18 protein-coding genes are annotated in these 23082 nt (G+C 74.5%); 7 read left to right on the top strand and 11 right to left on the bottom strand.

Going from position 1 to position 23082, the window contains the following annotated elements; all coding sequences use genetic code 11:
• Positions 1-217: 217 nt before the first annotated feature.
• The 3 genes from QK440_RS18775 to QK440_RS18785 all read right to left on the bottom strand — a co-directional run bounded on the left by QK440_RS18775 (position 218) and on the right by QK440_RS18785 (position 3954).
• Entirely contained in the window at positions 218-1243 is a 1026-nt protein-coding gene (locus QK440_RS18775; RefSeq protein WP_282794279.1) for an endonuclease/exonuclease/phosphatase family protein, read from the bottom strand.
• A 241-nt stretch (positions 1244-1484) separates the two neighbouring features.
• Positions 1485-2096 (bottom strand): TetR/AcrR family transcriptional regulator, encoded by a 612-nt coding sequence (locus QK440_RS18780; RefSeq protein WP_282794280.1) that lies wholly within the window; start codon positions 2094-2096, stop codon positions 1485-1487.
• Between the two features lie 253 nt (positions 2097-2349).
• The gene (locus tag QK440_RS18785) at positions 2350-3954 is read right to left on the bottom strand and encodes an MFS transporter (protein ID WP_282794281.1); all 1605 of its coding nucleotides are present in this window, start codon (positions 3952-3954) and stop codon (positions 2350-2352) included.
• 218 nt (positions 3955-4172) lie between these two features.
• Between QK440_RS18785 and panB the strand changes: the two genes are divergently transcribed.
• The 3 genes from panB to QK440_RS18800 all read left to right on the top strand — a co-directional run bounded on the left by panB (position 4173) and on the right by QK440_RS18800 (position 7282).
• Positions 4173-5054: a 3-methyl-2-oxobutanoate hydroxymethyltransferase gene (panB, locus tag QK440_RS18790; protein ID WP_282794282.1), complete on the top strand. Its 882-nt coding sequence runs from the start codon at positions 4173-4175 to the stop codon at positions 5052-5054.
• A gap of 336 nt (positions 5055-5390) precedes the next feature.
• Complete coding sequence (locus QK440_RS18795) at positions 5391-6434, top strand: ATP-binding cassette domain-containing protein (protein ID WP_282794283.1); 1044 nt, start codon at positions 5391-5393, stop codon at positions 6432-6434.
• The gene (locus QK440_RS18800) at positions 6431-7282 is read left to right on the top strand and encodes an ABC transporter permease (RefSeq protein ID WP_282794284.1); all 852 of its coding nucleotides are present in this window, start codon (positions 6431-6433) and stop codon (positions 7280-7282) included. Before QK440_RS18795 ends, QK440_RS18800 begins: the two co-directional genes overlap by 4 nt.
• 24 nt (positions 7283-7306) lie before the next feature.
• On the opposite strand, the gene QK440_RS18805 is transcribed toward QK440_RS18800, so the two are convergent.
• On the bottom strand, positions 7307-11110 hold the full coding sequence (locus tag QK440_RS18805; RefSeq protein WP_282794285.1) for a BTAD domain-containing putative transcriptional regulator: 3804 nt from the start codon (positions 11108-11110) through the stop codon (positions 7307-7309).
• A 314-nt stretch (positions 11111-11424) separates the two neighbouring features.
• Here QK440_RS18805 and QK440_RS18810 point away from each other — a divergent pair, with 314 nt between their 5' ends.
• Positions 11425-12219, top strand: a complete 795-nt coding sequence (locus tag QK440_RS18810; protein ID WP_282794304.1) for a site-2 protease family protein — start codon at positions 11425-11427, stop codon at positions 12217-12219.
• Here QK440_RS18810 and QK440_RS18815 read toward each other — a convergent pair.
• The 3 genes from QK440_RS18815 to QK440_RS18825 form a co-directional block, all read right to left on the bottom strand.
• Positions 12209-12469, bottom strand: coding sequence for a hypothetical protein (locus QK440_RS18815; protein ID WP_282794286.1), 261 nt, complete (start codon positions 12467-12469; stop codon positions 12209-12211). The genes QK440_RS18810 and QK440_RS18815 overlap by 11 nt on opposite strands.
• Before the next feature lie 46 nt (positions 12470-12515).
• Positions 12516-13220 (bottom strand): NADPH-dependent F420 reductase, encoded by a 705-nt coding sequence (gene npdG / locus QK440_RS18820; protein ID WP_190136405.1) that lies wholly within the window; start codon positions 13218-13220, stop codon positions 12516-12518.
• 115 nt (positions 13221-13335) lie between these two features.
• Entirely contained in the window at positions 13336-14421 is a 1086-nt protein-coding gene (locus QK440_RS18825) for a sialidase family protein (RefSeq protein WP_282794287.1), read from the bottom strand.
• Positions 14422-14500: 79 nt separating this feature from the next.
• On the opposite strand from QK440_RS18825, the gene QK440_RS18830 reads away from it, so the two are divergent.
• Complete coding sequence (locus tag QK440_RS18830; protein ID WP_282794288.1) at positions 14501-15112, top strand: hypothetical protein; 612 nt, start codon at positions 14501-14503, stop codon at positions 15110-15112.
• A 1474-nt stretch (positions 15113-16586) separates the two neighbouring features.
• Here QK440_RS18830 and QK440_RS18835 read toward each other — a convergent pair.
• Positions 16587-16820, bottom strand: coding sequence for a hypothetical protein (locus QK440_RS18835; protein ID WP_282794289.1), 234 nt, complete (start codon positions 16818-16820; stop codon positions 16587-16589).
• A gap of 57 nt (positions 16821-16877) precedes the next feature.
• On the opposite strand from QK440_RS18835, the gene map reads away from it, so the two are divergent.
• A complete protein-coding gene (map, locus tag QK440_RS18840; RefSeq protein WP_282794290.1) occupies positions 16878-17735 on the top strand; it encodes a type I methionyl aminopeptidase in 858 nt (285 codons plus the stop codon).
• A 125-nt stretch (positions 17736-17860) separates the two neighbouring features.
• A complete protein-coding gene (locus QK440_RS18845) occupies positions 17861-18583 on the top strand; it encodes a biliverdin-producing heme oxygenase (RefSeq protein ID WP_282794291.1) in 723 nt (240 codons plus the stop codon).
• 76 nt (positions 18584-18659) lie between these two features.
• Here the strand turns inward: QK440_RS18845 and QK440_RS18850 are convergent, their stop codons facing one another.
• The 3 genes from QK440_RS18850 to QK440_RS18860 all read right to left on the bottom strand — a co-directional run bounded on the left by QK440_RS18850 (position 18660) and on the right by QK440_RS18860 (position 22953).
• Complete coding sequence (locus QK440_RS18850) at positions 18660-19319, bottom strand: PhzF family phenazine biosynthesis protein (protein ID WP_282794305.1); 660 nt, start codon at positions 19317-19319, stop codon at positions 18660-18662.
• A gap of 189 nt (positions 19320-19508) precedes the next feature.
• Positions 19509-21059, bottom strand: a complete 1551-nt coding sequence (locus QK440_RS18855; RefSeq protein ID WP_282794292.1) for an HtaA domain-containing protein — start codon at positions 21057-21059, stop codon at positions 19509-19511.
• A 199-nt stretch (positions 21060-21258) separates the two neighbouring features.
• Positions 21259-22953 carry an HtaA domain-containing protein gene (locus tag QK440_RS18860; protein WP_282794293.1) on the bottom strand — a complete coding sequence of 565 codons (1695 nt, stop codon included), beginning with the start codon at positions 22951-22953 and terminating at the stop codon, positions 21259-21261.
• Between the last annotated feature and the right edge of the window lie 129 nt (positions 22954-23082).

Consider the following 23082-nt stretch of genomic DNA (forward strand, 5'->3'; position numbering starts at 1 on the left):
GAGGGACAGGGGAGATCAGGGGGGTGGCGGGGGGGGGGTGTGCTTAATGCGTTAGTTCACGTACGGAACAAAGGGGCCCCGGCGGAGTATTCCGCGGCCTCCCCCACTCCCCCGGCCGCCACGGCCAACGCAGGCACCACAGGCACCACGGGCAACGCAGCCACCACAGGCAACGCGGGCAACAGGGGCACCACGGCCCCCACCGTCACGCCACCCGTCACAGATCCAGCCCCGCCGCCACCGGCAGGTGGTCGCTGCCCGTCTCGGGCAGGGTCCAGGAGGACACCGGTTCGAGGTCCTTGACCAGGATCTGGTCGATGCGGGCCATCGGGAACGACGCGGGCCAGCTGAAGCCGAAGCCGTCGCCCGCGGCGCCCTGCGTGGAGCGCATCTGGGAGGTGACGGCGTTCAGGGCGCGGTCGTTCATCGTGCCGTTCAGGTCGCCGAGCAGGACGACCTTGCCGACGGTCTCGTCGGCGATGGCCTCCCCGAGGGCGTTCGCGCTGTCGTCGCGCTGCCCGGCGGTGAACCCCGCGTCGAGCTTGACCCGCACCGAGGGCAGGTGGGCGACGTACACCGCGACCTCGCCCTTCGGCGTGTCGACGACCGTGCGCATCGCGCGGGTCCAGCCCAGCTTGATGTCGACGGGCTGGGTGCCGGACAGCGGGTACTTGCTCCACAGGCCGACGGTGCCCTGCACGGAGTGGTACTTGTACGTGTCCGCGAGGGCCCGCTCGTACGTCGGCACGGCCGCGGACGTGAGCTCCTCCAGGGCGATGACGTCCGCGCCGGACGCGGCGACGTCGCGGGCGGTGCCGGCCGGGTCGGGGTTGTCGGCGTTGACGTTGTGCGTGGCCACGGTGAGGTCGCCGCCGCTGCCCGACTTGTCGGTGATGAGGCCGCCGAAGGCGCTGAACCAGACGCTCACCGGGAGCAGCAGGGCGACCAGCGCGGTCGCGGACTTGCGGACGACGGCGATGACCAGGAGTACGGGGATGAAGACGCCGAGCCACGGCAGGAACGTCTCGATGAGACTGCCGAGGTTGCCCACGCCGTTCGGGATCTGGGCGTGCAGCAGCATCACCAGACCGATCACGACCGCGAATCCCGCCGTGACCAGGCCGCGCCGCCAGATGTCGCGGTCGCCCCGCCAGCCGTCGACGAAACGGCGCAGGGGGGAGCCCTGGCGCTCGGGCCGCGAGCTGCCGCTGTCCGTCTCCGCCTTGTACGCCTGCGCCATCACTCTCGTCGCCTCACTGACTGCCGTGCACACCGTCCCCCGCCCCTGAAACCCTAGGCGATGATCCGGTGTCGTCCCCGCCGTCCGTGGACGGCCGTACGGACCCGAGGACGAGCGGGGGCGCACGACAGGTTCCGGATGCGCCGGTGAGGTCCGCACTCTGTGACGAAACGCGCATATTGCCCGTGGGTCGCGAGCCACTTGGAGGGGGCGACACGCTAACATCCCGCGCCCCCCGAGGGGCTCATTCGGCGGGCCGGAGTCCTTCGAGAACGGTGTCGACGATGCGTTCCGACAGTCCCTCGTCCAGCGGCGCGTCGAGGCGCAGCACCGTGCGCACCAGCATGGGGCCGACGAACATCTCGTGGGCGAGGACGATGTCGACGTCGGGGCGCAGCTCGCCGTTCTCCACGCCCCGGCGCAGGACGTCGTAGGCGCGCTGGCGCTGCGGCTCGACGACGGTGGCGTGGTACGCCGTCCAGAGCTTCGGCAGACTCTTCATCTGCGCGAACACGTTGTGCAGGAAGGCGGAGGAGCGCAGGTTCAGGCCGCGGCGGCGGATCTGCTCCAGAAGGGCGACGAGGTCGTCGCGCATGGAGGTGCCCGGCAGCACGGAGGCGGGGGCCTCCAGGGTGCGCAGGACGTCGACGAACAGCTCTTCCCTGCCGCTCCAGCGGCGGTAGATCGTGGCCTTGCCGACGCCGGCGGTGCGGGCGATGCGCTCGATGGACAGCTCGGCGAGCGGGACGCCCTCCTCCAGGAGCCCGATGACGCCCTCCAGGATCGCCCGCTCGACGGCCTCGCTCCTCGGCCGGCCTCGAACGCCGGCGCCCTTGGCGGCGGGGGCTTGCTCCACGGTGTCGACTCCTCTGCGGTGGACGGGGCTGCCCATTTTCCCCGGCCGGGAGGGCAGGGGGAGTCCCCCTGCCCCCAAGCTCCCCTCCGGCCCCGGCGCGACCGGTACGCGGCACCTGGGCCGTGCCCACCCGTTCCGCCCTCCGGGCGGACCGGGTGCCCACAGGGTGTGACGTTCCCCGCCGCCAGCAGTCGTCCCGCACGGTGGGACGGGTGTGCGCAGCCCTGGGTGCCGGGCAACCGGTCACCGGGGGTCAGCGCGGCGTGCCAGCCGGTTCCCGGTCCGCCGGGGCGGGTGCGTCCCGGTCCGGGGGCGTGGGCGCCTTGCCCGGCAGGAAGAGGGCGACGACGACCACGCCCACGAGCGCGACCCCGGCCCCGCACACCGCGGTGACGTGCATCGCGTGCAGGAAGGAGTCGTGCGCCGAGGACACCAGCGCCTCGCCGCGCGGCCCGAGCCGCGCCGCCGCGCCGAGCGTGGCCTCGATGGACTCGCCCGCCGTGTGCCGGGCGCTCTCGGGCAGCAGCCGCAGCTCGCCCTCCACGCCGTTGCGGTACGCCGTGGACAGCACCGACCCGAGCACCGCGATGCCGAGGGCGCCGCCGACCTGCCGGAAGGTGTTGCTGAGCGCGGACGCGGAGCCCGCCTTCTCGCGCGGCAGCGCCTGCATGATGACGACGCTGGTGGGCGTCATGATGTGCGCCATTCCGGCGCCCATCAGGAAGAAGACGACCTCCAGGAGCCAGATCGGGGTGTCCTTGTCGAAGACCGTGAACGCGGCGAGGGTCGCGGCGATCACCAGGAGTCCGCCGGCGCACGTGGCCCGTACGCCGAAGCGGTCGACGACGAGCCGCGCCCGGGGCGCGAAGACGAGCTGCGCGGCGGCGAGCGGCAGCATCAGCAGCCCGGTCTCCAGCGGCGTGTACCCGCGCACGCTCTGCGTGTAGAAGACCGAGAAGAACGTGACGCCCATCAGCGCGAAGAAGACCAGCGCGATCGCGGTGATCGCCGCCGAGAAGACGCGGTTCTTGAAGTACGAGATGTCGATGGAGGGGTGGTCGGCGCGCTTCTCGTACCAGACGAAGCCGACGAGGACGGCGAGTCCGGAGAGGGTGGTGGCGAGCACGGCCGGGTCGGTGAAGTCGGCGAGCTGGCCGCCCTTGATGATGCCGTAGACGAGCAGCACCAGGCCGATCACGGACAGCACGACGCCGACCAGGTCGAGCCGGCCGGGCTTGGGGTCCTTGGAGTCCGGTACGAGGACGACCATGAGGATCACCGCGACGATCACGATCGGCACGTTGATGAGGAAGACCGAGCCCCACCAGAAGTGGTCGAGCAGCACGCCGCCGGTGATCGGGCCGATGGCGACGGCGAGGCCGACGCCGGCCGCCCAGATGCCGATGGCCTTGGGCTGCTCCTCGCGCTCGAAGACGTTCATGAGGACGGCGAGCGTGGCCGGCATCACGAAGGCGGCGCCGAGGCCCATCACGCCGCGGAAGGCGATGAGTTCGAGCGGCGAGCCGGACTGCGCGGCGAGGGCCGAGCCGATGCCGAAGACGGCGAGCCCGGCGAGCAGCACCTTCTTGCGGCCGATGCGGTCGCCGAGCAGGCCCGCGGTGAACAGCAGCCCGGCGAAGACGAGCGTGTAGGAGTTGATGGCCCACTCGAGCTCGCCCTGCGTGGCGCCGAGGCCGGTGGGTTCGGGGGTGGAGATCGTCTTGATGGCGACGTTCAGGATGGAGTTGTCCAGGACGACGATCAGCAGGCTGAGCATCAGGACGCCGAGGATCGCCCAGCGGCGTTTGTGGACGGCCTCCGGGATCCGTGGGGTGCCGGGGACGGCAGGTGTGGTCATGCCGATCAGCGTAGCCACATTTCGATACGAGACCGTCTCGTATTGGAAAGGCTTTGCCAGGCTTTTCCCCGCCGGACACCCGGGAACACCGCGGCCGCCGAGTCGCTTGAGAATGACCGAAAGAGACCCCTCTAGCCTCCGGGCGGCACGCGATGCCACCATGGACGTGATCCGGGGACGCCGTCAGGGCGCCTCGAGACACAGAAGGAGCCGTTGCGATGACGCAGCTTTCGGCTGCCCAGAGCCCCGCCCGCGAAGGGCGGACGACCGACAGCAGCAAGGCGCTGTACGGCGGCAAGGGCACACGCCGCATCACGGTCCGCGACCTAACCGCCGCCAAGGAGCGCGGCGAGAGGTGGCCCATGCTCACCGCGTACGACGCGATGACCGCGTCCGTCTTCGACGAGGCCGGGATCCCGGTCGTGCTCGTGGGCGACTCGGCGGGCAACTGCCATCTCGGGTACGACACCACCGTGCCCGTCACCCTCGACGAGATCGCCATGCTCTCCGCCGCCGTCGTCCGGGGCACGCACCGCGCCCTGGTCGTCGCCGACCTGCCCTTCGGCTCGTACCAGGAGGGCCCGGTCCAGGCGCTCAGGTCCGCGACGCGCCTGGTCAAGGAGGCGGGCGTGGGCGCGGTCAAGCTGGAGGGCGGCGAGCGCTCGCTGGCCCAGACCGAGCTGCTCGTGCAGTCCGGCATCCCGGTCATGTCCCACCTCGGCCTGACCCCCCAGTCCGTGCACACCATGGGCTACCGCGTCCAGGGCCGCGGCGACGAGGCGGCCCACCAACTGCTGCGCGACGCCAAGGCCGCCGAGGCGGCGGGCGCGTTCGCGGTGGTGCTCGAACTCGTGCCGGCCGAGCTGGCCGCCGAGGTCACCCGGTCCCTGCACATCCCGACCGTCGGCATCGGCGCGGGCGTCGACTGCGACGCGCAGGTCCTGGTGTGGACGGACATGCTGGGCCTCACCGGCGGCAAGATGCCGCGCTTCGTCAAGCAGTACGCCGACCTGCGCGGCGTGATGGGCCAGGCGGCGAAGGCGTTCGCCGAGGACGTGGTCGGCGGGGCGTTCCCGGCGGCCGAGCACTCGGTGCGCTAGCCCCGCGGGCCGGCGGGTGCCGGGGCCCGCGGACCGGCAGGCCCGAGACCCCGGCACCCGCGGACCCACGGCCCCGCGGACCGGACGACCCACAACCCCGCGGGCCGGCAGGCCCGCGGCAGGGTCTCTTTCCAGCCACTGTGGCACCAACGGCAGCCCGTCGACCGTCCCCCGTCGGCGGGCTGCCCGCCGTGCGCGGGCGGCCTTTTCCGCCGCTTCGCGCCGCTTGTCCCGCTCTCCCGCCCGCCGCTGCCCCGCCGCCGCGGCACCGGCCGGTGACCGGTGTCGTTTGCCTGTAGGAAATCTGTCGGCGGATTGTCGGTGGCGCCTGCTCTGATGTACGGCATGACAGACATCCACAACAAGCCCCGACGGGGAGCCGACGGCACCGGCAGCGCCGTCTCGGTACGGGGACTGGTCAAGCACTACGGCGAGACCAAGGCGCTGGACGGCGTCGACCTGGACGTGCGCGAGGGCACGGTCCTCGGCGTCCTCGGGCCGAACGGCGCCGGCAAGACCACGCTCGTGCGCTGCCTGTCCACCCTGATCACCCCGGACTCCGGCACCGCCGTCGTGGCGGGCTACGACGTCGTGCGCCAGCCCCGCCAACTGCGCCGCGTCATCGGCCTCACCGGTCAGTACGCGTCGGTGGACGAGAAGCTCTCCGGCTACGACAACCTGTACATGATCGGCCGGCTGCTCGACCTGCCCCGCAAGGAGTCCCGTGCGCGCGCCGACGCCCTCCTGGAGCGCTTCTCGCTCACGGAGGCCGCCAAGCGCCCGGCGCGGACCTACTCCGGCGGCATGCGCCGCCGCCTCGACCTGGCGGCGTCGATGATCGGCAGCCCGGCCGTGCTCTACCTGGACGAGCCCACCACCGGCCTCGACCCGCGCACGCGCAACGAGGTCTGGGACGAGGTCAAGCGCATGGTCCGCGAGGACGGCGTGACCGTGCTCCTCACCACCCAGTACATGGAGGAGGCCGAGCAGCTCGCGAGCGAGCTGACCGTCATCGACCGCGGCCGGGTCGTCGCGGGCGGCGGCATCGGCGAGCTCAAGGCCAAGGTCGGCGGCCGCACCCTGCGGATCCGCCCGGCCGACCCGGCGCAGCTCCGCCCGACGGCCGCCGCGCTCGACGAGGCGGGCCTGACCGGCCTCGCCACCACCACCGTGGACACCGACGCCGGCACGGTCCTCGTGCCGATCCTCAGCGACGAACAGCTCACCGCGGTCGTCGGCACGCTCACCACGCGCGGCATCACGCTCGCCGACATCGCCACCGAACTTCCCAGCCTGGACGAGGTGTTCCTGTCCCTCACCGGGCACCGGGCCAGCAGCCCGGACACCGCGACCACCGAGTACGAGGAGGCCGCCGCATGAGCGCCACCGCAGTCCAGGCGCCGCCCACGGCGCCGGCCCCGCAGCCGACGCACGACCAGGCCGACGCGCGCATAGGCCTGCGTGGACACGTCCGGCACACCGGCGCGCTGGTGCGCCGCAACCTGCTGTGGATCAAGCAGGACGCGGAGTCGATGTTCGACGCCGTGCTGATGCCGATCGTCTTCACGCTGCTGTTCGTGTACGTCTTCGGCGGCTCGGTCGGCCAGGCCCTCGGCGGCGGCCGCGACGAGTACATCCAGTACGTGATCCCCGGCCTGATGGCCATGATGGGGATGAACATGGCCATGGGCGTGGGCACCGGCTTCAACCAGGACTTCCAGACCGGCGTGATGGACCGCTTCCGGTCCCTGCCGATCGGCCGCTCCTCGGTGATGCTGGCCAAGATCGTGGTCGAGCTGCTGCGCATGCTGATCGCCACCACGATCCTGCTTGTCGTGGCGCTGATCATCGGCTTCTCCGTGGAGAGCGTGCTCGGTCTGCTCGCGGCCGTCGGGCTCGCCATGGCCTTCGGCATCGCCCTGATGTGGATCTTCCTCACCATGGGCGTCGTCATGAAGAGCGCCCAGGCCATCCAGGGCATGGGCTTCCTGGTCCTGATGCCGCTGCAGTTCGGCTCGTCGATCTTCGCGCCGACGCAGTCCATGCCGGGCTGGCTCCAGGCGTTCACGGACTACAACCCGCTGTCGTCCCTCGCGGACGCCGCCCGCGGGCTGATGAACGGCGGCCAGCCGGTGGCCCACGACGTGTGGGTGACCCTGGGCTGGTCGGTGGCCCTGACGCTGGTCATGGCGCCGATCGCGATCCACAAGTTCCGTACGAAGACGTGACCTCGCCGGCGCCGCCGACAGGCGTCACAGCCCCGCCGCGGCGACGGCCTCCTCCCAGGTGAGGCCGTCGCCCGCAGCGTACGCGGCGGCGTAGGCGGCGTCCCCGAGGGCGGCGCGGACCGTGCGCTCGGCGGCCCCGCGGACCTCCCGCTCGAAGCGGGTGGGCACATGCCCGGGCGGCAGCCGCCCGTCGGCCACCGCGAGCAGGCGGGCGGCCGCGTCGGCGCGCTCCGGGCGGGTCGCGGCGAGCGCGTGGGCCAGGGTCCACAGGTGACCGGCGAGCAACTGCGGCGCCACCACCAGCGACAGCGGGTCGACGGCCTTCTCCAGGACCTGCCGCGCCCCCGCGAGGGCCTCCTCGTGGCGGCCCTCGACGGTGTCGAGCCAGGCGGCGACGGAGAGCACCACGCCCTCGAACACGGCGAAGCCGATGGCCTTGAACTCCGAGCGCAGCAGCGTCAGATGCTCCCGCGCCTCCGCCACCCGGCCGCTCGTGCCGAGCAGCCCGACCAGGAAGATCCGGGCCGCGGGCAGCGCCCCCTCCATGCGGCCGGCGCCCCCCTCCCGCACCACCTGGCGCAGCAGTGCCTCGCCGCGCTCGGTCTCACCGGCCTCCAGGAGCACCGCGCCGAGCCGGGCGGTCAGGAGCGACACCTGGGCCTTGGCGCCCAGGTCCTCGGCGTACGCGATGGCGGCGCGGAAGTCCTCGGCCGCGCGCCGGTAGTCGCCGCGCCGCTCGTGGGCCTCGCCGCGCGAGGCCAGCGCCTCGGCCGTGCCCCAGGTGTCGCCGAGCCGGGTGTAGATCTCCAGCGCCTCGTCGGCGTCGCGGCGGGCGTCGCCCGCCCAGTCGACGCGGTTGGCCAGCATGTTCGCGCGCCACTGGAGCGCCCCGGCCAGCTCCCAGGTGTAGCCGAACGCGCGGCACGCGGCGACCGTCTCGTCGACGATCGTCATGACCTGCGCAACGTCGCCGCCCAGCAGGACGGCGTAGATCCACATGGTGCCCGGGCTCCGGCAGGTCTGCGGCAGGCCCGGCCGGTAGGCCTCGCGGACGGCGCGCAGCTTCCGGGCGCCCTGCGGGGTCTGCCAGGTGGCCGGGTCCAGGTCCATGCAGGCCATCTGTACGAGGTGCACGCCGCGCCGGGCCTCCTGGAGCACCTCGGGGCGCATCGGCGGCGGCGCGTCGGTGCAGCGCTCGTGCAGCGGCGTCACCGGGGCGACGGGCGGGGTGAACGGGTCGGGCCCGAGCGCCGCCACCTCGCGGGACCAGTGCCTGGCCTCCACCCGCAGGTCCCGCATCAGCCAGAACCCCGCCAGGGAGAGCACCAGGCACAGCGCCTCCTGCTCGTTGCGGGCGGCGACGGCGCGGCGCAGCGCGGTGCGCAGGTTCTCGTGCTCGGTCTCCAGGGTGCGGATCGCGGCCCGCTGGCCGCGCCCGCGCAGCTCGGGGTCGGCGCGCCGGGCCAGCTCCCGGAAGTGGACGAGGTGCGCGCGCTCGGCGGCGGCGCGCTCGCCCGCCTCGTCGAGCCGCTCGGCCGCGTACTCGGAGACGGTCTCCAGGAGCCGGTAGCGCATCCCGCCGCCGTCGGCGGCCGGGGCGGCGACGACGAGGGACTTGTCGACGAGTGAGCCGAGCAGGCCGGGCACGTCCCGGGGGTCGACGCGGGGCCCCTCGGCCGCCGGTCCGCCGGGGGCCGGTTCACCCGGGGCCGGTCCGCCCGGCGACGCGCACACCGCCTCCGCGGCGGCCAGGTCGCAGCCGCCCGCGCACACCGACAGGCGGCGCAGCACGGCGCGTTCGGCGGCGTCGAGCAGGTCCCAGGACCAGTCGACGACGGCACGCAGGGTCTGCTGGCGCGGCAGGACGGTGCGGGCACCGCTGGTCAGGAGCCGGAAGCGGTCGTCGAGGCGGTCGGCGATCTGGCGCGGCGTGAGCATCCGCAGCCGGGCCGCGGCCAGCTCGATGGCCAGCGGCAGCCCGTCGAGCCTGCGGCAGATCTCGGCGACGGCCTCCGGGTCGTCGGTGACCCGGAAGTCCGGCCTGGCCGCCCGGCCCCGGTCGGCGAGCAGCCGCAGCGCGAACGGCTCCGGCAGCGGGTCGACCGGGCGCAGCACCTCGCCGGGGACGCCGAGCGGCTCGCGGCTGGTGGCCAGGACGGTCAGGCCCGGGCAGTGCGCGAGGAGCCGGTCGGCGAGGCGGGCGGCGGCGTCGACGACGTGCTCGCAGTTGTCGAGGACGAGCAGCATGCCGCGCGGCGCGCAGTACTCGGTGAGCCGCGCCAGCGGGTCGCCGGCGTGCCGCTCCGCCGCCGCGCGCAGCTCCTCGGCGCCCGCGCCGCGCAGCACGGTCTCGCGGGCGCCGAGGGCGGTGAGCACGGCCTCGGGCACGTCGTCCGGGTCGTCCACGGGGGCCAGCTCGGCCAGCCAGACCCCGTCCGGCGCGCGGACGCCCTCGGCGACCTCCTGCGAGAGCCGCGTCTTCCCGGCGCCGCCGGGCCCGACCAGGGTGACGAGCCGCGCCCGCGCCAGGTCGGCGCGGATGGCATCGATGTCCTTGGCCCGGCCGACGAAGGAGGTGAGGCGGGCGCGGAGGTTGCCGCGCGCCGCGGAGGCCGGGGGCCGGGCGGGCCACTCCGGAGGTTCCTCCGGCCGTGGGGCGGTGGCCGCGACCGCCGTACGGGCCCCGTCGGCGGCCGGGGCGGCACCGGGCGGAGGCACACCGTCCGCCCCGGGTGCGGGGGGCACGGACCGGACAGGCCCGGACCCGGACGGCGCGGCTCCGGAGGACACCCGTCCGGAGGACGGGGCTCCGGAGGACGCGGCTCCGGACGGCACAGACCCGGAAGGCCCAGCTCCGGACGGCGTGGACCCGGAGGACACGGGGCCGGAAGGCGCGGGCCCGGAAGACGCAGGCCCGGACGGCACGGCCCCAGAAGACGCAGGCCCGGAAGACGCAGGCCCGGACGGCACGGCCCCAGAAGACGCAGGCCCGGAAGACGCAGGCCCGGACGACACGGCCCCGGAAGACGCAGGCCCGGCAGGCGCAGGCCCGGACGGCACGGCTCCGGAGGACGCGGACCCGGAGGACGCGCCTCCGCCGCGCGCGCCGTCCCCGTTCAGCAACTCCTCGTACAGCCCCCGCAGTTCGGGCCCGGCGTCGGTGCCGAGGCGGTCGGCGAGGACGCGGCGTACGTCGTCGTACGCGGCGAGGGCCTCGGCGCCGCGGCCCGCGGCGCGCAGTGCGCGCAGGCGCAGTGCCTGGAGCGGCTCGTCCAGCGGGTGCGTCGCGCACAGGGCGGTGATCTCGGGCAGCGCCGACTCGGCCGCCCCGAGGGCGACGGCCGCCGCGAGCCGGGCGCGCCGGGCCTCCAGGCGCCGGGCCGCCCACCGGGACGCCTCCGCGGCGCGCTCCGGCAGGTCGGCGAAGGCCTCGCCCTGCCAGAGGGCGAGCGCGTCGTCCAGCGCGGCGGCGGCCTTGGCCGGGTCCCCGTCGGCGAGGGCGCGGGTGCCCTCGCCGACGAGGCGCTCGAAGCGGTAGGCGTCCACGTCGTCGGGGGCGGCGCGGAGCTGGTAGCCGCCCTCGGCCGAGGCGACGGCGTCCGCGCCGAGCGTCCGCCGCAACCGGCCGACCAGGGCCTGGAGGGCGCCGGGCGCGTCGGCCGGTGGCTCGTCGCCCCACACGTCGTCGACCAGGACGGCGGCCGGCACGGTCCGCCCGGGTCGCCGGGCGAGCGCCGCGAGCAGGGCACGCAGCCGGGCGCCGCCGACGGGCACGGGGGTGCCGTCGGGGCGCAGGGCCCGGGTGACGCCTAGAACGCGGTAGCGCACGCTCCCATTGTCACCGCTCGCGCCCCGCGCCCGAGTTCGGGCTCCGCCCGCGCGGCGTATGTCCCAGGATCCGTCCCCGGATCCATCCCGGGACCCGTCCCCGGACCGTCCCCGGATTCGCCCGGGAATCCGTCCCGGGAATCCGCCCCGCGATCCGCCCCGGGCCGCGCCCGGCCACCGCCGGGGAACCGCGGCACCGTCCCCGGACGTTCCCGTACTCCTGCTGTACGGTCGGGCAGGCCGCGCCGGGTGGCGTGGCCTGGGACGCCCGCGCCGGGCGTACGGCACCGCACGACCCCCGGGAGTTCCGCACGATGACCGGCCACACCCACGGCGACCGCCGGGTCAGCCCCGTCTTCCTCGGCATCGCCGCCGTCACCGCGGTGAGCGGCTGGGCCGCCTGGACCGGGTTCGCGGACAACCCGGGCTTCGCCGTCTTCCTGTTCGTGACGGCGGCGTGGGTGGTGTCCCTGTGCCTGCACGAGTACGCGCACGCCCGGACGGCCCTGCACGGCGGCGACATCTCCGTCGGCGCGAAGGGCTACCTCACCCTGAACCCGCTGAAGTACACCCACGCGCTGCTCAGCATCGTGCTGCCCGTGCTCTTCGTCGTCATGGGCGGGATCGGCCTGCCCGGCGGCGCCGTGTTCATCGAGCGGGAGCGGATCAGGGGCCGCTGGCGGCACAGCCTGATCTCGGCGGCGGGCCCGCTGACGAACGTCCTGTTCGCCCTCGTGTGCACGGCGCCGTTCTGGCTGGACGCGCTGGACGGCGTCCCGGACACGTTCCGGTACGCGCTGGCGTTCCTCGCGCTGCTCCAGGTGACGGCGGCGATCCTGAACTTCCTGCCGATCCCCGGCCTGGACGGCTACGGCGTCATCGAGCCCTGGCTGTCGCACGCGGTCCGCCGCCAGGTGGAGCCGTTCGCGCCGTTCGGCCTGCTCGCGGTGTTCGGCATCCTGTGGATCCCCGAGGTCAACGACGCGTTCTTCGACGCGGTGGACGCGATCCTGCGCGGCCTGGGCGTCGAGGAGTGGGACACGTACTGGGGCCAGCGGCTCTACCGCTTCTGGCAGGGCCTCCCCGACGTCCCCGAGATCACCGGCTAGCGGCGGCCTCCGCCGCCGCGCGCCCGGCCTTGGCGCGGCGGAAGTAGTACCAGGTCATGTTGGACGACAGGCCCGCGAGCAGCACCCACACGATGCCGAGCATGCTGCCCTTGGCGAAGGAGACCACGGCGGCGGCGACGGACAGGACGCAGACGACGAGGGCGTACAGGGCGAGGCGGGGCATGGGGTGCGGCTCCTGATTCACAGCGCGGGGCATTCCGGGCGGACGTACCGCACCAGTGTCCCCCATGCCCGGCAGGACGCCCGCACGTGCCCCGCCCGCCGCCTCCGCCCGGCTACACGTCGGTGACCCGCAGCCCCGCGTGCGCCTTGTAGCGCCGGTTGACGGAGATCAGGTTGGCCACCAGCGACTCGACCTGGTGGGCGTTGCGCAGCCGTCCGGCGAAGACGCCGCGCATGCCGGGGATCCGGGCGGCGAGCGCCTGCACCACGTCCGTGTCGGCGCGGCTCTCGCCGAGCACCATCACGTCCGTGTCGATCTCCTCGACGGAGGCGTCCTGGAGGAGTACGGCCGACAGGTGGTGGAAGGCGGCCGTGACCCGGGACTCCGGCAGCAGGGCGGCGGCCTGCTCGGCGGCGCTGCCCTCCTCCGGCGTGAGGGCGTAGGCGCCCTTCTTGTCGAAGCCGAGCGGGTTCACGCAGTCGACGACGAGCTTGCCCGCGAGCGGCTCGCGGAGCGCTTCGAGGGTCTTGGCGTGGCCGTCCCACGGCACGGCGACGATCACGACGTCGCTGCGCCGGGCGCACTCGGCGTTGTCCAGGCCCTCGACGCCGAGGCCGATCTCCGCGGCGGCGGCCTCGGCGCGCTCGGCGGCCCGGGAGCCGATGATCACCTTCTGCCCGGCGCGGGCGAACCGGTAGGCGAGCCCGCGCCCCTGGTCCCCGGTGCCGCCGAGGACGCCGACGACGAGCCCGGACACGTCGGGCAGGTCCCAGGGGTCCTTGGCCGGGGCCTTCTGCACACTTTCCGTGGAAGTCATGGTCAGACCTTACGTCCGCGCGTACGGCGGCCGCGGCCGGTCCGCGCGGCCGGAGGCCCGCGTGTACCGGGGCCCGAGTCCCCGGTCAGCGGAGCGGGACGAGCCCGGTCACCGGTCAGCGGAGCAGGTCGAGCGGCACGCGCCGGAAGGTGATCGTCTCGTACGGGCCGAAGTCCCCGGTCTCGTAGAGCAGTCCGAGGGTGGACGCGTCGAGGCGCGCCATGTCGGAGTACGCGGCGGGCAGCCCGTCGACGGTGTGCACGGGGTACCAGGTGGTGCCGTCGTCGTCGCTCCTGCGGATGCTCATCTGAGCGCGGGCGCCGGGGTCGGCGGGGCCGGAGAAGAGCAGCAGGTCCGGGTCGCGGAGCTGGAGCACGCTGCACTCGACGACCGGCCCGGTCAGGCAGGCCTGCGGCCGGAACGGCTTGACGAGGCCGGCGCCGCCGTCGCGGGAGTGGGCGTCGGCGCGGTTGCCGGGGGCCGGGGAGTCGTTGCGGGTGTTGAAGTAGACGCGGCCGTCGGGGAGTTCGGCGGCGGTGGTCTCGTTGACGTTGATGTAGCCGTCGACGTTGTCGTCGACGTAGCCGATGCGCCAGCTCTCGCCGCGGTCGTCGCTGAGCAGGCTGTGGCCGCCGTTGTAGCGGCCCTCGGTGCCGGTGTCGGTGCCCGTCGGCGGCAGCGAGTGGTTGGCGGGGACGACGACCCGGCCGCCGCCGAGCTGGAGGGCGTGGCCCGGCGTGGTCGCGTACCAGCGCCAGTGCGGCTGCTTCACCTGCTTGGTGATCTCCCTGGGTGTGGACCAGGTGAGGCCGTCGTCGTCGCTGTGCTGCACCCAGACGCGGCGGCCGTCGGCCGCGGTGACCTGGCCGCGCCGGATGGCGTCCTCGGTGGCCTTGGCGGCGTTCCTGACCTGCACGAGCAGGATCCGGCCGGTGTCCAGGACGACGGGGGCCGGGTTCCCGGCGAGGTCGGTGCCGTTGGCGCCGACGACCTGGAGCGGGCCCCAGGTGCGGCCGCCGTCGGCGGACCGCTTCAGCACGATGTCGATGTTGCCGTGGTCCTCCTGCGAACCGACGCGGCCCTCGCAGAAGGCGAGGACGGTGCCGTCGTGCGTGACGACGACCGCCGGGATGCGGAAGCTGGCGTACCCTTCGCTGCCCGCCCGGAACGGGACGGACGCCTCAACTGTCTCCACTGCCATTCCCGCCCCTTCCCCATCCCGGGGGAATTCCGGGTGAACTCCCGCTGTACGTCTGGCTTCGTGCGGCAGGATGCGCCGCATGGACGCGGTACGGGTCGCGCTGCTGCGCGACGTTCTGGACGGGACCGAGTGGCCGGGCGCCACGCGCCGCTTCGCCGGGGCGCTGCGCGCCAGCGTGCTGCCGCACGGCGGCGGCCTGCTCCTCGTGGGCACGCCCGAGTACGAGCCGTGGCACCTGGCCGCGCACCTCACCGACGAGGCCGCCTGGTCCGGTACGCCGGAGCTGACGCCGACCCTGATCAGCCACCGGCCGCGCCCCGGCGCGCCCGCGCACCTGTCGGCGGGGCTGGGCCGCGTGGAGGCGGCGCGGCGTGGGGAGACGCTGCTGGTGGTGGCGCCCGGCGCGCCCGCGCCGGGGCTGCTCTCCCGCGTCCACGACGCGCGGCGCGCGGGGGCGACGGTCTTCGCGCTCGGGGCGGACAGCGCGGCGGCGGACGAGCTGGGGGCGCTCGCCCATGAGGCTCTCACCGTGCCGCGGGCCGGTGAGCTCGATCTGGACACCGTCCAGCACCTGGTGAGTGCGGCGGCCGGGGAGAACGGGCTGCCCGCGGCCCGCCCCCGCCACCGCCTGCGCGACCGCCTCTCCCGCCTGGCGGACCACCTGACCTCCCCACCGCCCCCACGCTGGTAGACCCTGGGGCCCGCAGCCCCGGACACTGGGCCCCGGCCTGACCCTGCCTTGGGCTCCCGCCTGACCCTGCACCGGGCTTCCGCCTGACCCTGCCCTGGGCTCCTGCCCGACCCGGGCACCGGGGCCCTGCTGCGTGGGGCTCCGGACGGGGTGCGCAACCCTGCTGTCGCGGGTCCTTCCCACCCGCCCACCCGTGCCACCCCGGCCTTGCAGGCCCGACCCCGACGCGGAGCGCTCTCCCGCCGTCGCGGGTTTCCTCCCGCCCACCCACCCGTGCTGCCCCGGCTGCGCCCGCCCGGCCCCGACGCACAGCGCTTTCCCGCCGTCGTGGGTTCTCTCCCACCCACCCACCCGTGCCTGCCCTGCTTTGCAGGCCCGGCCCCGACGCGTAGCGCTGCTCCGCACCCGCTGCGGGCCCCTGTTCTGGCGCAGCCGAGAACTTGGGGCCGCCCCACGTGCCGATCAGCAGAACGCTGCGGTCGCACCTCGGCCAGGGTCGGTACCGCTGGGTCGTTGGGGGGGCTTGGGGCCGAGCAACAGGCAGCGAGTGGCGGACAGCCGACCACGATGGGACAGCGCTCCGCGTCGGGGCCGCGCCAGCAGGCTGGGTGCCACGGGTGGGCGGGCGGGAAACACCCGCCGCGCAGCGGCGGGCACCCGACGACGGCGGCAGAGCGCTCTGCGTCGGGGCCGGGCCTGCAAGGCCGGGGCGTGACGGGTGGGTGGGCGGGCAAGCATGGCCGCGCAGCGGCGGCCGGGCCTCCGCCCGAGACCCACGCCCAGCGGCAGCCCAGACCCCTGCTCTGGCGCAGCCGAGAACTTGAAGCCGCCCTACGTGCCGCTCAGCAGAACGCTGGGGTCGCACCTCGGCGCCGTTGGGGGGCTTGGGGCCGAGCAACAGGCAGCGGGTGGCGGACAGCCGACCATGGCGGGACAGCGCCCCGCGTCGGGGCCGCGCCAGCAGGCTGGGTGCCACGGGTGAGCGGGCGGGAAACACCCGCCGCGCAGCGGCGGACACCCGACCACGGCGGGAGAGCGCTTCGCGTCGGGGCCGGGCCTGCAAGGCCGGGGCGTGACGGGTGGGCGGGCGGGCAAGCATGGCCGCGCAGCGGCGGCCGGGCCTCCGCCCGAGACCCGCGCCCAGCGGCAGCCCAGGCCCCTGCCCAAGCCCTGCACCCAGGCGCAGCGGCAGCCAGGCCCCTTACCCGGGCCCGTGCCCGTGCCCAGCGGCAGCCAGGCCGCACTCGGCGGCAGCCGAGCCCCCGCCCAGCGGCAGGCGTGGCTGGGCCCCGCCCAAGGGCCCGTGCCCAGCCAGCCGCAGCCAAGCCCGCACTCCGCGGCAGCCGAGCCCCCGCCCAAGGCCCACGCCCAGCCGCAGGCGCGCCAGGGCCCCGCCCAAGGCTCGCGCCCAGCCGCAGCGGCAGCGGCAGCCAGGCCGCGCTCAGCGGCAGCCGCAGCCGCAGCGGTGGGGGCGCTAGGGCTCCTTCTCGCCGCGCGGCGCAGCCGCGTCGTGCCAGCGCGGGTCCCCCTCCCACTCCAGATTCCGCTCCGCCGCGATCTCCATCGCATGCGCCGCCTCCTCGCGGGAGGCGTACGGACCGAACCGGTCCTTGCCGGGGCAGTCGGGCCCTTCCTCGACCTTCCGGTGCTCCAGGCAGTAGTACCACTCGCCCGGCTTCCCGGCGGTCCGCCGCTTGAACAGGGGCATGTCGGCTCCTTCCTTCCCCGCCATGCTGCCCCGTCCCCGCTCGTTAGACTCGCTGGCATGTCTGGCCAGTCACTGCTCGTACCAGGGGAGCTCTCTCCCACCCGTTCCGTGCCCGGGAACATCCGGCGTCCGGAGTACGTCGGCAAGCCCGCACCGACGCCGTACACCGGACCGGAGGTGCAGACCCCGGAGACCGTCGAGCTGATGCGCACGGCGGGCCGTATCGCCGCGCGGGCGATGGAGGAGGCGGCGAAGGCGATCGCGCCCGGCGTGACCACCGACGAGCTCGACCGGATCGCGCACGAGTACATGTGCGACCACGGCGCGTACCCCTCGACGCTGGGCTACCGCGGCTTCCCCAAGTCGCTGTGCGCCTCGGTCAACGAGGTCATTTGCCACGGCATCCCCGACTCGACCGTGCTGCGGGACGGCGACATCGTGAACCTCGACGTGACGGCGTACATCGGCGGCGTGCACGGCGACAACAACGCGACGTACCTGGTCGGCGACGTGGACGAGGAGTCGCGGCTGCTCGTGGAGCGCACCCGCGAGTCCCTGAACCGCGCCATCAAGGCCGTCAAGCCGGGCCGCCAGGTCAACATCATCGGCCGGGTCATCGAGTCGTACGCCAAGCGCTTCGGCTACGGCGTGGTCCGCGACTTCACCGGCCACGGCATCAACACGTCCTTCCACTCCGGGCTGATCATCCCGCACTACGACAGCCCGCACGCGACGACGGTCATGCGGCCGGGCATGACCTTCACGATCGAGCCGATGCTGACGCTCGGTACGCACGAGTACGACATGTGGGACGACGGCTGGACCGTCGTGACGAAGGACCGCAAGCGCACCGCCCAGTTCGAGCACACGCTGGTCGTGACGGAGAGCGGGGCGGAGATCCTCACGCTGCCGTGAGCCCGCGGGGCGCGTAACGTTTTTGCCGACAAGGTGTCGGGAACCAGTTGACTTAGGTAAGCCTAACTCGGATGATCGGTCTGGCCACACTGGTTCCCCGCCCTTCTCGGCACCCGGAGGTCCGCATGGACTCGGCGATCCCCCAGCCCACCGCACCGTCCTCGTCCACCGCTCCGTCCTCGCCTGCCGGACCGTCCTCGTTCTCGGTGCTGATCCGCACCGCGTCCCACGAGCAGCACACGGAGGCGGAGACGTCGACGTTCATGAGCGACCTGCTGGGCGGCCGCCTCGGCGTGGACGCGTACGCGCGGTACACGGAACAGCTCTGGTTCGTGTACCGGGCGCTCGAGGACGGTGTCGAGGCCCTGCGGGAGGACCCCGTCGCCGGGCCGTTCCTCAGGGCCGAGCTGCTGCGCGTCGCCGAGCTGGAGCGGGACCTCGCGCACCTGCGCGGCCCGGCGTGGCGCGAGCGGGCCACCCCGCTGCCCGCGACGGCCGCGTACGCGGCGCGGATCGAGGAGTGCGTGCGGACGTGGCCCGGCGGCTACGTCGCGCACCACTACACGCGCTACCTCGGCGACCTCTCCGGCGGGCAGATCATCCGGGGCCGGGCCGAGAAGGCGTGGGGCTTCGCGCGCAAGGGGGACGGCGTGCGGTTCTACGTCTTCGAGGGGATCGCCAACCCGGCGGCGTTCAAGCGGGGTTACCGGGAGCTCCTCGACCGCCTGGACGTGGTGGTCCCGGACGAGCTGGAGCGGCACCGGATCGTGGACGAGTGCAAGCGGGCGTTCGCCCTGAACACGGCGGTCTTCCGCGCCCTGGGCGAGGAGTTCCCCCGGGTCGCCTAGGGCCGCTCGCCCCGCTCGCCCCGGTCGCCCCGCTCGCCTCGGACTACTTGCCCCGCGTCGGCCGGACCGGACCGCCTCACAGGGCCGGGTGCGCGGGCAGGGCCACGCGGCCGCCCACCTCGACGATCCCGCCCGGCCCGGGCGCCGTGAGGATCTGCGAACCGCGGCCCTGCGTGATGTTGAGGGCGCGGCCCAGCTGCTGGGTGAGCAGCAGGGCCGCAGCCCCCGTGGCCTCGTCCTCGGCGATGCCGTCGTCCCGCCCGGGGAAGCCGCGCGCCCGCACCCGCCCGGCCGCCTCGTCCTCCCACGCCCAGGCATAGACCCACTCCCCGGCGGGCGGCACCGCGAGCGCCTCCACCTCGGCCGCGGAGCCGTACGCGCGCAGCGTCCGCGGCGGAGCCCACCGCGGCCGCGCGGCGATCCAGGTGAACTCCCCGTCGTGGCGCGCCGTGACGGCCCCGGCGGGGGTGACGAGCTCCGGCAGGTCCAGGAGCCACGCGGTGCCGACGCACGGGTGCCCGGCGAAGGGCAGCCGCGTGCTGGGGGTGTAGATGTCGATGTGCCCGCGCTCGGGGTCGTCGACGAACACCGTCTCGCTGAAGCCGAGTTTCCCGGCGAGGGCCTGCCGGGCCGCGTGGTCGGGCACGCGGCCGCCGTCGCGGACGACGCCGAGCTCGTTGCCGTACCGCCCGTCGGGCCCGCAGAAGACCCGCAGGACGTCGACCCCTTGGTGCACGTCGGGGGCCTCCGGAATACCGGGGACACCGGGGACGCCGGTGCCGTCGGAGGTGCCGGGGCTGCCGGAGCCGCCGGAGGTGTGGGAGGTTCCCGAGGTGCCGGGGACATCAGGTGCGCGTTCGGTCACGCGGGCATTCAAGCACCTGGCGCCGCGGGTCCACGCGGCGCCAGGTGGGGAGTCAGGGTGTCACACCCGGGCTTCGTGGCCCGGGCCCTGCCGCCGCGCCGCGTACACGGCGCCCGCGCCGGTCGCGACGACCGCGCCCGCGACACCGAGCAGCGCGCCCGAGGGCGTCCCGGAGCCGGTCCGCGCCAGGGACCCGGAGCCGCCGCCCACGGACCCCGCCGGACCGGTGCCGCCGGAGCCGCCCGACGCCGCGCCGGCACCGCCGGAGCCCGCGGCGTCCACGTCGTCCGGGACGGACGCGGTGCGCGCCCCCGCGGACAGCTCGAGCGCGACGGTCACCGGGTCGATCCGGTCGCCCGCGCGGTAGGGGGAGCCGGTGGTCTCGTTGGCGAACTGCTTGGCACCGGCCGCCGTGAACCTCGCGGGCACCTTGCTCAGCAGCACCACGTCGTTCTTCGCCGCGTACGAGACCCGGGACAGGTCGAGCGTCGCGAACTTCACGTTGTCGCTGGTCCGCCCCTGCGCCTTGACGTCGGTGTACAGCGTGCCCTTGGCGCCGGCGGCCTTGATCCTGAGGTCGCCGAAGGTCATGTCGATGCCGTGCGCCTTGTACCGGAACCGCACGCTCCCGCCGAAGGAGGCGTTCACCTTCTTCGCGCGCGCGTCCCACGTGGCCTTGGCGTACGGGAAGACGTAACCGTTGGTCTTCTTCTTGGCGCCGCCGGCCGTGGTGACCGTGCCCCCGGCGGAGACGTACCGGCGGAAGCTCTCCTTCAGGCCCCAGGACAGGGTGCCGCCGACGACCTTCTTCGGCTTGGCGGGTGCCGTGGTCGGCTTCGGCGTGGCCGTCGGGGTGGGCTTCGCGGTGGGGGTCTTCGTGGGGCGCGGTGTCGCCGAGGTGCTCGGCGACGGCTTTGGGTCGGGGTCCGGGACGGGCGCGCCGGGCTTCACGGTGAGGGTGGCCGGGTCGAGCACCTCGCCCTCCTGGTACATGCCGTTGAAGGCCTTCGCCCCCGCGGCGGTCAGCTTCGCCGGGAGGTCCTTGAGCACCGTCGTGCCGCCCTCGCCCTGGCCGGGCCGGTGGCCGGTCAGGTCGAGCGTGGCGAGGTCGATGTCGTCCTGCCGGGCGCCGTTGAGCGCGACGTCCGCCTGGATGGCACCGGTCGTGCCGGGGGTGCGCACCCGCACGTCCGCGATGGTGATGTCGAAGCGGTGCGCGGTGGAGGCGAAGCGGACACCGCCCTGGAAGGCGGCCGTCAGGGCGTGACTGCCGAGGTCGTACGTGCCCTTGGCGCCGCCGAAGGTGAACGCGCCGTTGTCCGGGGCCTGCGTGGCACCGCCGCTGGTGGTGATCGTGCCCGCGGCCCCCCTCTTCACGTACTCGCGGAACGACTTCTTCAGGCCCCAGTCCAGGGTGCCGTCCGCGAGGCTGAACACGGTCGGCGCCTGCGGCCCGCCGACGGCGGGCCTGTCGGCCGCGGCGGTGTCGGCGGTCGCTCCGGCGGCGGGCTTCTCGGCCGCGAACGCGGGCAGCGCGAGGGCGCTCGCGCCGAGCGTGGCGGCCGTCGCTATGGCGGCGGCGTGGACGAGGGGGCGGCGGATGGCTGCCATGGTCGGTTCTCCTCGGGGGATGGAGGGGTGGAGGGATGGGGAGGTGGGGGTACGGGAGTGCGGGGGTACGGAGGTACGGGAGTGCGGGGTGTGCGGGACCCGTAGGTACGGGCCGGGAGTACGGGGGCGGTGGTGCGGACGGCGGGTGTCGCCGGGCGAGGGCCACCGCGCCCCGCACGGCCGCCCCTCGAGGGAGCCGCTACTCCCGTGGCGGAGCCGGAGACCCGTCGCCGGGCCCAGCCACCCCGCCCGCCTCGCCTGCATCGCCTGCCTCAGCCGCCCCGCCAACACCGGCACGAGCACCGGCACCGGCACCGGCACCGGCATCAGCACGAGCACGAGCACGAGCACGAGCACCGACACCATCAGAAGCACCAGCACCAGCACCCGCTTCGCCCCCGGCACCCGCCCGAGCCGCACGTCGGCGGCGCGTGACGCCGAAGCCGAGCGCCCCCGCCACGAGCAGGGCGGCGACGGCCGCGAGCGTGACGAGGAGGGCGGGTGACGCGTCGTCGGAGGAGCCCTCCGCGGCGGCGGCCTCCTCCGCCTGCGGCCGCCCGGCCTTCCCGGGTGCGGCCTTGCCGGACCCGGCCCGCGCGGACGAGCCGAGGTCAGGCAGTGCGGGCAGCTCCGCCTTCTCGTCGACGGCGACGGCCAGCGAGACGGGGTCCATCGCGGTGCCCGCCTTGTACAGGGAGCCGAAGGCCCTGGACCCGTCGGCGGTGAGCCTCGCGGGCGCCTCGGTGACGGCGATCAGGCCGTCGCGGGGCCTGAGTTCGGCGAGTGCCGGGGCGGTGAAGGTGACGATCGGGGCCTTCTTCTTCGTGAAGTCCGCGCTGCTGACGTCGGCGTAGAGGGTGCCCTTGCCGTCCTTCACGCCGACGGCGACCCCGCCGACGCGGAGGTCGAGCCCGTGCCTGCCGGTGAAGCGGACGGCTCCGGCGAAGCGCGCGTCGAGGGTGCGCCTCTTCGGGTCGTACGCGCCCTCGCCGCGCGGGAAGCGGAAGAGCGCGCCGCCGTCCTGCGCTCCGGCGGACAGCGTCCACCCGCCCTGGGCGAGGGAGCCGGAGACGTACTCGCGGAACGTACGGCGCACGCCCCAGTCGACGGCGGCGTCCTCGAAGCGCCCGGCCGTCCGGGGCTGCCGCCTCTCGGTGGTGTCCTCGCGCTCGTTCCCCGCGGGCTTCCCGGGCGGCTCGGCGCGCGGCTTCGTGGCGGCGCGGGCCGCGAGGTCCGTCGACAGGCTCACCGGGTCGAGCTTCGTGCCGGCCGGGTAGTAGCCCGCGAAGGCCTCGGCGCCGCGCGCGGTGAGCGTGGCGGGGATGTTGGTGAGGGCGATCGGTCCGGTGCCGCCCTTCATGGAGATACCGGACAGGTCGAGCGACGCGAGCGGCACCTGCCGGGCCGAGGTGACCTTCCCGGTGCCCTTCTCCTTGCTGACCATGTCGGCGTAGAGCGTGCCGGAACCGCCGGTGACGACGACCGTGGGCCGGCTGACCGTCAGGTCGAGCTGGTACGCCGATCCTGTCCTGTGCCCGGTGAAGTGGACCCCGCCCGAGAAGGCGGCGCGGAAGGCGCCGCTCGCCGGGTCGTAGGAGCCCTTCGCCGAGTGGAAGCGGAACTGGCTGCCGCCGACGGTCGCGGCGCCGCCCTCCAGGCTCCAACTCCCCCGTGCCACCGGCCCGGTGACATAGCTCTGGAAGGAGGACCGGATGCCCCAGTCGAGCCTGCCGCCCTGGACCTCCCGGGCGTCGGCGCGGGCCGTGGCCGCCGGGAGCAGCGCCCCGGCGAGTCCGGCGAGGGCGGCGGCGACGGCCAGGAGACCGCGTGCGGCCCCGGTTCCGGCGCGGGCGCCAGGGCCGCGGCGCGCACGCGACGGTCTGGACGACGGCATGGGATCCCTCCAGTGCTCTCCAGTGCCGGCGGTCTCCGGTGACAGCGGTGGCCGGTGACAGCGGTCTCCGACGCCGGCGGGCTAGATTCTTAGGTAAGGCTAACCTAAACTAAGCTCGCCCCAGGGGGA

The sequence above is a fragment of the Streptomyces sp. CC224B genome (assembly GCF_030010595.1).
Classification (GTDB): Bacteria; Actinomycetota; Actinomycetes; order Streptomycetales; family Streptomycetaceae; genus Streptomyces; species Streptomyces longispororuber.

Bases quoted from the DNA above. Each gene is read 5' to 3' on its own strand.
- map (WP_282794290.1), top strand. From the start codon at position 16,878: ATGTCTGGCCAGTCACTGCTCGTACCAGGGGAGCTCTCTCCCACCCGT.
- QK440_RS18845 (WP_282794291.1), top strand. From the start codon at position 17,861: ATGGACTCGGCGATCCCCCAGCCCACCGCACCGTCCTCGTCCACCGCT.
- QK440_RS18800 (WP_282794284.1), top strand. From the start codon at position 6,431: ATGAGCGCCACCGCAGTCCAGGCGCCGCCCACGGCGCCGGCCCCGCAG.
- panB (WP_282794282.1), top strand. From the start codon at position 4,173: ATGACGCAGCTTTCGGCTGCCCAGAGCCCCGCCCGCGAAGGGCGGACG.
- npdG (WP_190136405.1), bottom strand. From the start codon at position 13,220: ATGACTTCCACGGAAAGTGTGCAGAAGGCCCCGGCCAAGGACCCCTGG.
- QK440_RS18825 (WP_282794287.1), bottom strand. From the start codon at position 14,421: ATGGCAGTGGAGACAGTTGAGGCGTCCGTCCCGTTCCGGGCGGGCAGC.
- QK440_RS18815 (WP_282794286.1), bottom strand. From the start codon at position 12,469: ATGGGGGACACTGGTGCGGTACGTCCGCCCGGAATGCCCCGCGCTGTG.
- QK440_RS18810 (WP_282794304.1), top strand. From the start codon at position 11,425: ATGACCGGCCACACCCACGGCGACCGCCGGGTCAGCCCCGTCTTCCTC.
- QK440_RS18795 (WP_282794283.1), top strand. From the start codon at position 5,391: ATGTACGGCATGACAGACATCCACAACAAGCCCCGACGGGGAGCCGAC.
- QK440_RS18855 (WP_282794292.1), bottom strand. From the start codon at position 21,059: ATGGCAGCCATCCGCCGCCCCCTCGTCCACGCCGCCGCCATAGCGACG.
- QK440_RS18835 (WP_282794289.1), bottom strand. From the start codon at position 16,820: ATGCCCCTGTTCAAGCGGCGGACCGCCGGGAAGCCGGGCGAGTGGTAC.
- QK440_RS18785 (WP_282794281.1), bottom strand. From the start codon at position 3,954: ATGACCACACCTGCCGTCCCCGGCACCCCACGGATCCCGGAGGCCGTC.
- QK440_RS18830 (WP_282794288.1), top strand. From the start codon at position 14,501: ATGGACGCGGTACGGGTCGCGCTGCTGCGCGACGTTCTGGACGGGACC.
- QK440_RS18860 (WP_282794293.1), bottom strand. From the start codon at position 22,953: ATGCCGTCGTCCAGACCGTCGCGTGCGCGCCGCGGCCCTGGCGCCCGC.